We start from the raw sequence: 13,879 nt of genomic DNA on the forward strand, positions 1-13,879 counted from the left end.
CTGGCAAATCCGTTTGCGACCATCCGTTATTTATACAGTTCAGCGGTCATATGAACACGATTGTTGGTGTTCGCTTCGGTGATTTTGTACTGTGCGCCCTGTTCCTGAGCCTGAGCGGCGATTTTCGCTTCTGCGCCATCCAGAGTGGAAGAGGTAACAGAGACACTCTGTGCGAAGCTGCCAAATGAGATCAGCGAAAGAGCGGCGAGGGCGGCGATAGAAGTCGATTTAATAGTTTTCATGGTCATATTCCTGTTGGTCAGAGAGGAGGTTACTGCCTCCGATGGGAATAATGATAACCAAGGTTACTATACCAATATTGATAATTAGTGCGGTTATGATGATCGCGCTAATCAAGTTGCTGACTGGAGGAGAGCGTCTGCGCCACTTCAATCATTAAGCCGCGCAACCAGCGGTGAGCCGGATCGTCGCGGTAACGCGCGTGCCAGCCCATTTCAACCGGAAAGGTGCCAAGGTCGACCGGAGCCGGTAGCACCTTCAGCCGCGGATCTTTTGCCAGCTGCTGACAGATCAACCGGGGCAGCGTCGCGCAATAGTCGGTCACCGCTATCATATCCGGCACCGCCAGAAAATGCGTGACTGATACTGCAACCTGACGGCGCAGCCCGCGCTGCTCCAGCGCCTGGAACAATCCGGCTCGCATCCGGCCGGGCGGCAGCACATTGACATGCCTGAGCTGCTCATACTGTTCCGCGCTCAGCTCGTCAGTAACCTCAGGATGATCGGCCCGAACCACGCACGCCAGCCCTTCATCCATCAAATGCTGTACCACCAGGTTATCGGGCGGCTCAACGATGCGTCCCAGCACCATATCTGTGTTGCCGGAGATGACGCCGGTTTCGGCAATGTCGTTGCCAAACGGCGTCAGCCGCAGACGAATGCCCGGGGCAGTGGTGCGCAGGCGCGCCACAATGGTCGGCATCATGACGAATTCAACGTAGCTGTTAGGGGCCAGTGTAAAGAGCCGGGTGGCGTGGCGTGGGTCAAAATCCTGCTGGCCGAGGATAACTTTGTCGATCGCGCCGAGCGAGGCTGCAACCACTTCGGCGAGCTGTTCCGCCATCGGCGTTGGACGCATGCCGTAGCGTTCGCGAATAAACAGCGGATCGTTAAGCGTTTCCCGCAGCCGGTTTAACGCATTGGAGAGCGCCGGCTGGGTAATCCCGAGCCGCTCCGCAGCGCGGGTGACGTTGCGCTCCTCCATCATCACCAGCAGGACAGGCAGTAAATTCAGATCGTATTTCATTGAGCTATAATGCTATGTGAATAGCTGAAATTGAAGAAATAAATTTCAGAAATATGTCCAGCCAGGTAATGATGGCCCGGTCAACAGAGAATACGGCTGAACAGCAGCCGGTTCCGAACCCTAAACTTTAGCCTGAACCGATACACAGAGACGGAGCAAATATGAAAATTTTAATGGTACTCACCTCGCATGATCAACTCGGCAACACCGGCAAGAAAACGGGCTTCTGGCTGGAGGAGTTTGCCGCCCCTTATTACGCTTTTACCGATGCGGGCGTTGAAGTAACGCTGGCGTCACCAAAAGGCGGCCAGCCGCCGCTCGACCCGAAAAGTGATGAGCCTGGTTCACAGACTGAACAAACCCGTCGCTTCCATGGTGACAAAGAGACTCAGGCAGTACTGGCTGCTACCGTCCGCCTCGATTCAGTTTCACAGGATGCGTTTGACGCTGTTTTCTATCCTGGCGGTCACGGTCCATTGTGGGATCTGGCCAACGACAAAAACTCAATTGCATTGATTGAACAGACTCTGCAGGCGGGTAAACCGGTAGCGCTGGTCTGTCATGCGCCGGGCGTACTGCGCGATGTCAAAAGCGCCGATGGCGAGCCACTGGTAAAAGGTAAGAAAGTGACCGGCTTTACTAACACTGAAGAAGAGGGCGTTGGCCTGACCAACGTGGTGCCTTTCCTGGTGGAAGATGTGCTGAAACAGAATGGCGGCATCTATTCTCGCGGTGATGACTGGCAGTCTTATGCGGTGCAGGATGGTCTGCTGATTACCGGTCAGAACCCAGGTTCTTCGGTTGAGACAGCTCAGCTGCTGATGAGCCAGCTGTCGAACTAATTGGCTGATTGTATTACCAAAGCTTGACCGCTAAAAGGCACCGGTAAGGTGCCTTTTTTCGTGTCACGCGGGTCGCTTCTTTATTCAGTGCTCTGTTCACTTCGCTGCGTACCAGGTGGCTAAGCGCGCAGTCCCGGTAACGGAGAATGTATCGACGGTTCGTACCCGAAGGCAAGGGGGCAATAATGATATAATCACCAGGCTAATTATTCAGTATAAAAAGATTAGAATTCTATTTTTATTCGTAGTGATAATAAAACTGCGGGGGGGCTCATCCTGCCTGAGAATGATTATTAACGCTATTGCTAAGCTACTGAAGATATAAACATGTTTTTAAAAACAGTGTTGACTTTGAAATTTAAAATCGTAAAGTAAGACACATCAGCGGCAAACAAGACGTCTCTGATAAAGTAAGTTGAAGTTTGAGTTAAATTAGTAAGCACTCCTGTTAAATTGAGTTATGTATTAATAGCACTGTTGAATGGAGTATCGTTAGTAACAAAGTAGTAATTAGTAGTCAGTAAAGTAGTTTTAGTACGTTGATGTTATTTCAGTAAAAAGTATTCGCGATGATGTAAGGCCTCGTAGTTCTGAACGTTTACGTTACGACAGGATACGATTGCGGTTTAAACGTCGTAATGAAAGTAAGGCAACGCATCAAAGAGTATATATCGCGATGGGGGTGTGCAGGTTTATCCGGGCCTGACCTGTCTTTGTCTCATAAAAGACTATCAGGTGGTGAAAACCGCTAATGATAATGAGTGACTTCAGGTGTTCATTATTATCCGCAGGACCTGTTCATAAATAGCAGTACCGAAGCAGTAAATCTCAATTAAGTTCCTTAATGGTAAATGTTAAATCGGTAGTACCTTAAAAGCCCTGGCTAACTCAGTCAGGGCTTTTATCATTGCGCGCAGGGCGGAAGTAGCTGGCCAGGCGACATTTTTTCGATTGCTGGATCACCATAAGGCACAGAAAGGGACAGGCACAGAAAGGATCAGCAAGAGAGGAAAAAATTCTGCTTAATACGGCTAACCAACCCAGCAACCCAACAACCCAACAACCCAGCAACCCAGCAACCCAGCAACCCAGCAACCCAGTAACCCAGTAACCCAGTAACCCAACAACCCAACAATCCCACAACCTTCCACTCCAGGGCAACCGCCCGGCAATATCACCAACTTACAAATCAACCGGCAAATCCACCGCTCCCGCCAGGCAATCCAACCCGCTACCTAAGAAATCCGCCACTCTTCAGCACCCGGCTTGTAATCCTGCATCTAACTAATCAAATCGCCGAATCCCAGGAATCAGCCCGGCAGTCCCGCAGCTAACTAATCAAACCGCCAACCCAAAAAACCAGCCCGGCAATCGCACCCCCTAACCAATCAGTCCGGCAACCCAATCCACCTCAACCCAAGGCCACTCCTCTGACATCAATCCTTTGCTCACAATCGTTTCTCCAGGCGTGTACTCAGCCGAAGCTTCTTATCGCTGCCATACCTCAGAGCCAAAGCTTGTTGAGATGAAGTATCGGAATCGGTCATAGCGCTTAACGAGACATTTAGCGAGACGTTTAACGCGCCCGGGCGCTGTTGCCTGGCGGGGAAAGCGCCTCAGAACGGCGTTTATCTTCGTCTTGTCAGGTGGGTTCAGACTGATGAGCAGCGGGTTAACAGGCTGATGCCGCAGCCGGGCTGCGCGCTGCAAGACTAAGCCAACCGCTGAACATCAGGCCGCTGCGTTTTACATGGCATTTAACTTTTTAATCAAAAGTAAAAAAATGTTAATCGCCAGGCGAGGGGGCGATAATTGATCGCCTTGGGTAAGTGATTAGCCTCAATAAATTTTTCCCGTTTACCGTTTTGCTTATTCATGGCGCTGTCTCGCTTCGGCTAAATATAAATCAGGACCAGAAGGTTGTAATAGACTTGCAGCCCGAAAAGGCCCGGCTAGACTTATCACTGCAACACGAAAACGGCTGGCGTAATAGAATTATGCTGGTTGCCATTAATCAAATGACAATATGTTCAGGAGGAAATTATGGCCGAACATCGTGGTGGTTCCGGTAACTTCGCAGAAGATCGTGAAAAAGCATCTGAAGCAGGTAAAAAAGGCGGACAAAACAGCGGCGGTAACTTCGCTAATGACCGTGAAAAGGCTTCAGAAGCCGGTAAGAAAGGTGGCCAAAACAGCCATGGTGGTGGACGTAAGTCCGAATAGAAAGTCGCTGATGCGGACTTTTTAACCATCAGCCCCGGCATTTTGCCGGGGCCTGTTATAACCAATATTAAAAGTTAATGCGCTGTGGTTTATTCTTTGGTTACGCTGATATCTATTGATTTTTACTCCTGCTATATATTCCCTCTAACCTATCCCTGAATAATATCAATAATAATACCAATCCGCTGAAAGCAGAATAATGCTGTGCAAATTTTCTTATCTGATTTCCAGATATAAAACGCCTTGCCTGTAGTTTGCATTATCCATTCGCTGATTATTGCCAGCGGCTGCGCGGAGGGACAAAAAATGCGTAACCGGCTCGCTCAGGTAACCCAGTCAGGGTAGAGATGTAACAGGATTTGTCGTCTCATCAGCAATGGTGATTAACAACTGACGCAACCATTGATGACCTTTATGCCGATGGGTTCGTTCATGCCAGGCCAGCGTTTTGGTAAAGCCCGGTATGGTCAGCGGCGGCGGAAGTTGAGTCAGGCCCGCGCCAGCAATCGCCAGACGACGTGGTACCACACTGATTAAATCACTCAGGCGCAGGATCTCGGGCAACACCAGGAAGCTGCATATTGACAGAGTGACCCGGCGGCTGCGGCCCAGTGCTGCCAGCGCCGTATCTGTCACACCGCTGAAATTACCGCCAGGATAGGAAACCAGGGCATGCTCCAGCGCACAAAAAGCATCCAGCGTCAGCGGTCCGGCGCTTGCCAGCGGATTATCGTCGCGTAGCAAACAGACATACTCCTCATCAAATAAGTGACGGGTATGCAACTCCTGCGGCGTGGTGTCAGGCGTCAGCAAGGCCAGATCGACCGCTCCGCGTTCAAACTGCTCCTGCAAGATCTCATTATTGACCGGGACCACCGCCACCCGAATGCCGGGAGCCTCGCGCCTTAAACGGGCTATAAACGGGACGATTACCGCACGCAGCGCATAATCTGTCGCGGCGATCTGCAACGTCATCTCAGCCGTTAACGGATCAAACTGTTGTGGCTGCAGCAACTCCTCCACTTCCGCCAGTATCGCTTTAACCGGCGCAGCCAGTTCAAGCGCCCGCAAAGTTGGCACGATACCGCGCTGAGCTCGGGTAAACAGCGGATCGTCAAAACTGTCTCGCAGCCGGGTTAACATGCCGCTCACCGCAGGCTGGGTCAGCGATAATCGCTCGGCAGCGCGGGTAACGCTGCGCTCATCCAGTAAAGCATCCAGCGTTTTCAACAGATTTAAATCGACGTTGTGAATGTTGCTGCGCATTTTCTTCTCGCGGCTGGTCAGTCAGACAAGCAGTTTTTGATATTAGTTACGATGATATCATGCATTAATTATCACGATTGGCGTTATTTCAGCGTCGCCCTGATACTGCCTCGGTTCGCTGCATAAGCGCATTATCACCTCTAAAGGCAGGATAAAATGAAAATGAACGCGATTAACTGGCCGGAAGGTTTTGTACCGGGCTATACCGATAATTTTTGCTCAAATGAAGTGATTGTCGCCGACCTGTCGGTGCAGGAAATCTGGCGCTTGTTGAGTGAACCCGCACGCTGGTCTGACTATTACGCCAACTCAGCCAATGCGCGCTTTTACGACAACAAAGGTCCGGTACTGGAGCAGGGAGTACGCTTCTATTTCGAGACCTTTGGCTTCCCGGTTGAGGCTCAGGTGACAGAGTGTATTGCACCGGCAGAAGGCGAGGCTGCACGCCTGGCCTGGCACGGTTGGGCGGGTGAAGCGGGTGCCGCCGATCGCCTTGATGTTCTGCATGCCTGGCTGATTGAGGCTCTGCCGGGTAACCGGGTACGTATCCTGACTCAGGAGACGCAAAACGGACAACCGGCTCGCGAGCTGGCGGTCACCAAACCGAATCCGATGATCAATGGTCATCAGGACTGGCTGGATGGGCTGGTGGCAGCAGCGAAAGCGGCCAGAGTTTGAGGCGAATGGTCTGGCACTCTGCGCGGTGCCAGACCGTCAGACATTACTCCGTCCAGTCACTACGCGCTGGGCTGATCTTTGCCACGCGCAATGAACTCGTCATAATAATGCTCCATCATTTGCCGTAAGGCTTTACCAATGGCCGCATACTCATATTCGTTGAGGTTAGCCAGTGAGATCCGGCCCGCAGGTTTTTGTGTGCCGAATCCGGTGCCGGGCAACATCACGATGCCGGTCTCTTCCGCAATACGGAACAGCAGGTCGGTGGGATTAAGGGTAGCGTTGACCCAGTTAGCAAACTCATCGCCGTACACCTGACGCGAAATCGCCCCTAGATCCAGCAGGGTATAGTAGTCAACCGCCTCTTCAGTTTCATGATGAGGAATGCCGAGTTCACGATAAAGCACCGCCTGACGACGGCGAATGATCTCTGAGACGGCAGACTTATAGCCATTTTCGCCATCCATCAGGGCAAACAGGCTGAACAGCACCATCTGTACCTGCTGGGGCGTAGAGAGGCCCGCCGTATGATTAAGCGCCACGCTGCGGCTATCCGCGACCACGCGATCGAGGAAACTCAGGCCCGGCACGTCTGGCGTCAGTGAGCCATAACGCAGCTCAAGACGCTGCTTCTCTTCCGCACTCAGGTCACTCAGCTGCTGCTCCAGAATATTTTGCTGATGGGTAGCGATCACCCCCAGCCGCCAGCCGGTAGCACCAAAATATTTTGAAAAGGAGTAGACCAGAATGGTGTTCTTCGGGCAGGTCGCAAACAGCGATTTGAAATCGTGCGCAAAGGTGCCGTAAACATCGTCGGTCAGAATAATCAAATCGGGCCGCTGCTCGATAATTTTGACCATCTTGTCCAGCGAACGCTGGTCCATTTTTACCGATGCCGGATTACTCGGATTGACGCAGAAAAAGATCTTAACCGCCGGATCGAGCAGCTTATCCAGTTCGTGGTCCGGATACTGCCAGTTTTCCTCGGGAGAAGCGTTAATCATCACGCTTTCAAGCCGGTAATCCTCCAGATGGGGAATTTCGATGTACGGGGTGAAAATTGGCGCGCCCATTGCCACTTTGTCACCGGCGGTCACCAGGCCGTTGGTGCGTAAGGTGTTAAACAGATAGGTCATTGCCGCCGTGCCGCCCTCCACCGCAAACAGGTCAACATCTTCTGCCGATATCAGGCCGCCAATCATCTCTTTAACAATGTATTCACGGGTGATTTTCTCGCTCAGATGGAGCATGCGTGGCGGAACCGGATAGTTGGCGCCAAGGATTCCTTCTACCATCTCATGTAAAAATGCCGAGGCCGAAAGGCCCAACTGATCGCGAACATAGCTCACCGCACGCGATAAAAAGGCGACGCCAGGCTGCTGATGCTCACGGGAGAGAAAGGCGTCAAAACGTGCCTCAATCCCTTCAATGCGCGGCAGACCACCGATACCGTGCGGCAGGTAGGAATATGAAAGCTCGGCTTCTTCAGTGGCAAACAGTCCCAGCCGCCAGAAAGCACGGCGCGGCAGGGTGGCGAGAAAATTGGGATTGCCGCGTCCGGCATTTAGCATCATGCGGTCTGGTTTGCCTGAAGCCAGCGTAATCAGCGCATCTTTCAGTTCAAACGGACTCAGCGCGGCGTATTTTTCGTAAGGATTCGACATAGGAATAGTTCTCCGGATAAGGACGCATCGATTAGCAGGTCGCTATCAGACCAGCGCGACAATCAGCGGGCCCAGTAGGGTAAGAAATACATTGGCCAGACCGTAGGTCACCGCGAACGGTGCGGTCGGGATGGCATTACCTGCTTTGTCGAGGATTTCCCCAAAGGCAGGGTTCGCACTGCGGGTGCCAGACAGGGCGCCCGCAAAAATAGCGGTGTTGTCGTAACGCAACAGGTAACGTCCAATCAGCAAGGTCAGCATTAAAGGGACCACGGTGACGACGATACCGATCAGGAAAATAGAGAGACCGTTCTGGCGCACCGTTTCGACGGCCTGCAATCCCGACTGCAGACCGACCACGGCGACAAAGCCGGCCAGTCCCAGATCGCGCAGCAGGCCGGAGGCTGCCAGCGGCATGTTTCCACTCAGCGGTTTACGGGCCTGATACCAGCCGAACAGCAGGCCGGAAAGCAGCGCGCCACCGCCGCTGCCAAGCGTCAGTGGGACGGAACCGATACGCAGCACCAGCAGGCCGATCAGCAAACCGAAGGAGAGGCCGAGGCCGTGAAACATCAGGTCGGTTTTCAGGCTTTTAATCAGCACCGGACCGGCCAGCGCGGCCGCTCGCTGGATATCCTGCTCACTGCCGTACAGGGTGACCACATCATTGTGCTGAATGACCGTGTCATCGGTGACGGGCACCGGCAGATCGCCACGCTTCAGGGTGGCGATGTAAATGCCATGACGCACGTCACCTGAAATTTCCTTACGGAGCGCATCAATGCGCTTACCGACCAGCGCCGGGTTGGTTAGCAGCACCTCGGTGGTCTGCATCGTCATTTCCGGCCCTTCCGCAGCATCAAGTTCCTTACCGAGTGATGCGGCCAGCGCGATGATGCCCTTACGACGACCAACCAGCAGCAGCGCATCGTTTTCGTTAAGCTGCATCTCCGGGGTGACGGCGATCACTTTGTCGTCACGTTTAAGCCGCTCGACGGTGACCGGGAAATGCGGATCGGCACCGGCTTCAACCTCGGCAACGCGTTTACCGGCCGCCGGTCCGGCCAGAAACACCCGCCCGACCAGACCCGGCAGCGCGGGTTGCTGTCCTGGCGCCAGCACCGGCGCGCCCCGCATCTGCTCCAGCTCAGCTTTAATCGCATCTTCACGAATCGAACGGCCCATGATTTTAGGCAGGATATTGACGCAGATGATGATGGCGCCGAGTGAACCAAAAATGTAGGTCACGGCGTAACCAACGGCGACGTTCCCCTGCATTTGCTGTAATTGGGCGGGATCAAGGTTGAGTTTGGCGATCGCCGCGCTGGCGGTACCGATTATCGCCGACTGGGTCAGCGCACCCGCGGCGATCCCGGCCGCGATTCCCTTATCCAGCGAGAACAGCCGCGCCATCACCAACAGCGTTGCCAGCGAAGTAACCACCAGAATCAGCGCCAGGGCGATCTCGCGCAACGTGCGCCGCCCTAGCGAGGAGAAAAATTTAGGTCCGCTTTCAAAACCAACTGCATAAATAAATACTGCGAACAGCACGTTTTTAATTCCGCTGTCAATTGTAACGCCGACCTGACTAATAATGACGGCAATCAGCAGCGCGCCTGCGACACCGCCAAGCTGGAACGCACCCAGTTTGAATTTACCAATCCAGGTCCCTATAGCGAGAGAAAGAAACAGAGCCAGTTCAGGCGAGAGTCGGAAAAGTTCATGAAGCAAATCCATAGAAACGTATCCTGAAGTCAGGTTGAACGGACAGCAACAGCAAAGGCAGCTGCATCAGAGTAAAAAATATGGCGGAGCCCGTTATGGAAAAAGCATAAAAAAGTCTGGTCGCAATCAGGATTAATGCAAATTATATTTTTATCTCTATGATTTATAATAATTAATTATGTAGTAGGGTGGCGAAGATGGTCAGCAATGTAAAATCGTTGTTAACAGTAAAAATATTACACAACTCTTAAAAAACAAGATGTTGTAAATGTATTGCGCCTTGCAGAGTGTGTGTGAAGAAATAATCTGACAACTGTATTTTTACGCTTTTATCGGTTTCGAATGGCAAAAAAAAAATCCTGGTCCATATTAATTACTCCGGTCCGGACAGCCCGTTTTATGACTTATGCCTGTTTCTTTCCTGTTATTTTCTAAATACCTGATGATGTAAAGGACTAATATGACCACTGAATCTGTCAACGATATATCCAACGATTTATCACAGTTTGTCGGTACACATTTTGTTTATACCTATGATAATGGCTGGAAATATGAATGGTATGCGCGTAACGAAACCACCTGCGATTACCGCATTCATCAGGGGCTGGTAGGGGGGCGCTGGGTCACTAATCAGAAAATGAACGCGGTACAGTTTGCACCGGGCATTTATAAGGTCGACTGGCACGAACCCACCGGAACCTGCGTCAGCCTGCTGTTTGATCTGTCACGTAAAATCCTCCACGGCACCATCTTCTTCCCGCAGTGGATTGCCGGTGAAGGCCAGCATCCGGAGAAGACGATTTGCTATCAGAACGATTTTATCGAGGATATGCATCGCTTCCGTGATGAAGGACCGGCCTATCCGTACGTCATCATTCCTGAATTCGCCCAGGTCACTTATATGAAAAATGAGGGTGCGGATAACGACGCGGTAATCGATAAAGCGCCGGGCCAGTTGCCCAGCGACTTTTTTGACGGAAAATAACCGCTCAGGTTATCCGCCCTGCTGTGGGCGGGTAACCTGTTGCTGGCGTGCCAGGGTACGGGCGAGGATTGAAGAATAGAGCGGTTTGCCACCCAGAAACTGGGCCAGCAGCGTGGCACCGAGGCAGGTAATGATCATCGGCAGGATCAGCTGATAATTATCGGTCATCTCCAGCACCAGTACGATGCCGGTCAGTGGCGCCCGCACCGATGCCGCAAACAGCGCCCCCATACCGGCGATAGCGAAGGTGCCTGGATCAAGTTGATAGAGCGGAAAAAGCTGGGTCATCGCCACGCCAAATGCGGTACCGAGCAGCGTGCCAAGTGCCAGCATCGGCGCAAATATACCGCCAGGCGCACCGGAGCCGAAGCAAAGCAGGGTGGTTATCAGCCGGACGATAAAGATCAGCAGTAGCAGAGCGAGAGGGAACATCCCGTGTACCGCCTGCGGTATCAGTTCTGACCCGCCGCCCGCTCCGGGCGCAAACACCAGCGACAGCACCCCACATCCACCGCCGAGCAGGGCGCCTGCCAGTACCACGCGAGCCGTTTTACCGGCATACAGGCGGGCAAACAGATCCTGAGTCAGGAATATCAGACGGTTAAACAGCACCCCTACCAGGCCAATAATCATCCCCAGCACCAGATAAAGCCACAGCGTCTGCACCGGTGCATCAGCCAGTTTACCAACCGAAATAACCGCCTGCTCACCGTTGAAACAGCGATAGACGATGCTCGCCATGATCACGCCGGTGAACACCGCTTTTATTGAAATCAGGTTGTAGCGGAATTGGGGACGCATCTCTTCAATGATAAACAGGATACCGGCCAGCGGCGCATTAAATGCCGCGGCCAGCCCGGCGGCGGCCCCGGTCGCCAGCAGCGTATGGCGCGACTCGTTGCTGCGCAAGCCGATGATATCAATCACCATGCGGCCAATATTCCCGCCCAGCTGAACGGTAGGACCTTCCCGCCCCAGCACCATACCGGCCCCGAGCGTGCCCATGCCGCCAAAAAACTTAACCGGAATCACCCGCCACCAGCGCACCGGCCGCAGCTCTTCCAGTGCGCCTTCGATTTCCGGAATCCCTGAGCCGCCCGCTTCAGGCGCGAAGCGCTTCACCAGCAGATAGCCGACCATCGCCAGCAGGGCAGAGACAGCAAACGCAGCAGCATAAAGCGGCCAGCCCTCGATTATCGCCGGAGAAATTTTGGTGGCACGCCACTGCTGGATCGCCTCAACGGCGCGGGCAAACGCCACACCAGCCAGGCCAACCAGCGTCCCGACCAGTGCAGCACACAACAGCACCGCCAGCGGGGTTTTATCACGATAGAGGAGCGCACGGAACATTCGGCTGCGCGCAGCCAGCGTGCGGGGAACATACACCGATTGCGGTGATTCTTCATTCATGCGGGAGAGTTCTTGTTTGAATCGAGCCAGGCCTGACAGTTTACTGAGGCAGGCCTGGAAAACAAAATCTCATATCAATGAATATGTAAATGCTCAGGCGCTGAAGACTAGCCCGCCTGCGGTGGACATACCACTTGCGCCATCCGTTCGCGGTAGGCTGAGTTATCGTTATTTTTGAGCGCCTGTGCCGCAGCAATCAACGGTGCTTTATCATTTTTATCGTTCAGAAAGGTCTGGCGCAGCGCTTCATCTGACAGAGACGGCGGCAGCTGGCATTTTTCACGCAGATCGTCGGTGATCTGCTGCTGTCTGAGGGCAAATTGCAGCGTTTGGTAAGCTGAGTCTGCCAGGGCAAGCGGGCTTAACAGCAGCGAAATAACCAGGGCACTGCGAACCACATTAATCATGATGATCTCCGGCGACCGGTAACCCACAGCGGGCCCTGAGTCGTTTTCAGTTAGAATTAATCGCGATAAATGCGTAGCCTGACAGCTGAATCGTTACCAGCTTACGGCTAAAGCGTCGCGAATCACTGACTAATCATAGCAATACTGGTGCCAGAGGGAGCTGAGATGCAGCCACATTCCACTGAAATTCTCGCCGCAGACTGTTGTATTGTCGGCGGCGGCCCGGCCGGACTGATGCTGGGATATCTGTTCGCCCGGTCAGGCCTGCGGGTGGTCGTCATTGAAAAGCACGGCGATTTTCTGCACGATTTTCGCGGCGATACGATTCATCCTTCGACGCTGGAGATCATGCATCAGCTGGGGCTGCTGGAAGAATTGTTGAAACTGCCGCACCAGCGCGCGGAAAAGCTGGAAGCGGAGATCGCCGGTCAGAGCATTACCATGGCAGATTTTTCGCGGCTGCCGGTGCAGTGCCGGTTTATCGCCTTTATGCCACAGTGGGACTTCCTTAACTTCCTCGCCGGGCAAAGTGCCCGCTATGCTGGCTTTACGCTGCTGCAATCGACGGCGTTTGAAGACTTTATCTACGATAACGACAGCGTCAGCGGGGTTATTGCCACCCGCGGCGACCAGCGACTGCATATCCGCTGCAAAGTAGTGATTGGCGCGGATGGCCGCCACTCGCAGGTCAGAGCGCGCGCCAGCCTCACCAGCCAGACTTTCGGGGTGGCGCGTGATGTTATCTGGTTCCGGCTGAGTAAGCAGCCAGACGATCCGGTGTCAGGCATGGGGCATAAAGGCCCGCGGCAAAATTTCATCGTGATCGATCGCGGTGACTACTGGCAGTGCGGACTGACGATCCCGAAAGGCGAATTCGAGGCGCAGAAAGCGGCAGGGCTTGAGGCTTTTATTGCGCAGGTTGCCGCCGTCTCGCCGTTTGGCGCACCGCGTCTGGAGGAAATCAGCAGCTGGGATCAGTTTAAGCTGCTGTCGATACGCATTGACCGGCTGGATAAATGGGCGAAGCCGGGCGTGCTGTGTATTGGTGATGCTGCCCATGCGATGTCGCCGATTGGCGGCGTCGGGGTCAATCTGGCGATTCAGGATGCGGTGGCGACCGCCAACCTTCTCACCGGGCCGCTGCTGGCCGGTGAGCTGAGCCTGCGCGATCTGGAAAAGGTCCAGCAGCGTCGGCAATTCCCGACGGTGGCAACGCAGTTCCTGCAAATCAAAATGAGCCGTAATAAAGCCAGACGAAAATCACCCGGCGGCAGCAAAATTCCGGCTATTATCCGTCGGCTTCCGTTTCTGCGCTTTGTCTTTGGCCGGCTGATTGGGTTGGGGTTTCGCACCGAATCACCGGTGTTGAATAAGTAACGGAAAGAGGTAAATGATTTCGACAGCGATTAGAT

General features: G+C 53.5%; 12 protein-coding genes. 5 read left to right on the top strand and 7 right to left on the bottom strand.

The window, feature by feature from the left end; all coding sequences use genetic code 11:
* Positions 1–26: 26 nt before the first annotated feature.
* Entirely contained in the window at positions 27–242 is a 216-nt protein-coding gene (locus AC6I8I_RS21500) for a YdgH/BhsA/McbA-like domain containing protein (RefSeq protein WP_312053993.1), read from the bottom strand.
* A gap of 107 nt (positions 243–349) precedes the next feature.
* On the bottom strand, positions 350–1,267 hold the full coding sequence (locus tag AC6I8I_RS21505) for a LysR family transcriptional regulator (RefSeq protein WP_312053995.1): 918 nt from the start codon (positions 1,265–1,267) through the stop codon (positions 350–352).
* 161 nt (positions 1,268–1,428) lie between these two features.
* Here AC6I8I_RS21505 and AC6I8I_RS21510 point away from each other — a divergent pair, with 161 nt between their 5' ends.
* Complete coding sequence (locus tag AC6I8I_RS21510; protein ID WP_312053996.1) at positions 1,429–2,109, top strand: type 1 glutamine amidotransferase domain-containing protein; 681 nt, start codon at positions 1,429–1,431, stop codon at positions 2,107–2,109.
* Positions 2,110–4,152: 2,043 nt separating this feature from the next.
* Positions 4,153–4,332 carry a con-10 family general stress protein gene (locus AC6I8I_RS21515; RefSeq protein ID WP_031377499.1) on the top strand — a complete coding sequence of 60 codons (180 nt, stop codon included), beginning with the start codon at positions 4,153–4,155 and terminating at the stop codon, positions 4,330–4,332.
* Between the two features lie 336 nt (positions 4,333–4,668).
* On the opposite strand, the gene AC6I8I_RS21520 is transcribed toward AC6I8I_RS21515, so the two are convergent.
* A complete protein-coding gene (locus tag AC6I8I_RS21520) occupies positions 4,669–5,598 on the bottom strand; it encodes a LysR family transcriptional regulator (protein WP_312053997.1) in 930 nt (309 codons plus the stop codon).
* 162 nt (positions 5,599–5,760) lie between these two features.
* On the opposite strand from AC6I8I_RS21520, the gene AC6I8I_RS21525 reads away from it, so the two are divergent.
* Positions 5,761–6,276 (top strand): SRPBCC family protein, encoded by a 516-nt coding sequence (locus AC6I8I_RS21525; protein ID WP_089561838.1) that lies wholly within the window; start codon positions 5,761–5,763, stop codon positions 6,274–6,276.
* A gap of 59 nt (positions 6,277–6,335) precedes the next feature.
* Here the strand turns inward: AC6I8I_RS21525 and AC6I8I_RS21530 are convergent, their stop codons facing one another.
* Positions 6,336–7,940 (bottom strand): bifunctional aspartate transaminase/aspartate 4-decarboxylase, encoded by a 1,605-nt coding sequence (locus AC6I8I_RS21530; protein ID WP_497828904.1) that lies wholly within the window; start codon positions 7,938–7,940, stop codon positions 6,336–6,338.
* A 45-nt stretch (positions 7,941–7,985) separates the two neighbouring features.
* Positions 7,986–9,677, bottom strand: coding sequence for an aspartate-alanine antiporter (gene aspT, locus AC6I8I_RS21535; protein WP_089561825.1), 1,692 nt, complete (start codon positions 9,675–9,677; stop codon positions 7,986–7,988).
* A 448-nt stretch (positions 9,678–10,125) separates the two neighbouring features.
* On the opposite strand from aspT, the gene AC6I8I_RS21540 reads away from it, so the two are divergent.
* Positions 10,126–10,650 carry a phenolic acid decarboxylase gene (locus AC6I8I_RS21540; protein WP_497828679.1) on the top strand — a complete coding sequence of 175 codons (525 nt, stop codon included), beginning with the start codon at positions 10,126–10,128 and terminating at the stop codon, positions 10,648–10,650.
* Positions 10,651–10,659: 9 nt separating this feature from the next.
* Here AC6I8I_RS21540 and clcA read toward each other — a convergent pair whose 3' ends face one another.
* Both clcA and AC6I8I_RS21550 read right to left on the bottom strand, forming a co-directional pair.
* Positions 10,660–12,060 (bottom strand): H(+)/Cl(-) exchange transporter ClcA, encoded by a 1,401-nt coding sequence (clcA, locus tag AC6I8I_RS21545; RefSeq protein WP_497828680.1) that lies wholly within the window; start codon positions 12,058–12,060, stop codon positions 10,660–10,662.
* Between the two features lie 107 nt (positions 12,061–12,167).
* On the bottom strand, positions 12,168–12,467 hold the full coding sequence (locus AC6I8I_RS21550; protein ID WP_312054005.1) for a YicS family protein: 300 nt from the start codon (positions 12,465–12,467) through the stop codon (positions 12,168–12,170).
* Positions 12,468–12,632: 165 nt separating this feature from the next.
* Between AC6I8I_RS21550 and AC6I8I_RS21555 the strand changes: the two genes are divergently transcribed.
* Positions 12,633–13,844 carry an FAD-dependent oxidoreductase gene (locus AC6I8I_RS21555; protein ID WP_497820916.1) on the top strand — a complete coding sequence of 404 codons (1,212 nt, stop codon included), beginning with the start codon at positions 12,633–12,635 and terminating at the stop codon, positions 13,842–13,844.
* Positions 13,845–13,879 lie beyond the last annotated feature (35 nt).

Source organism: Pantoea sp. X-Soil-YNGN-775 (assembly GCF_059730575.1).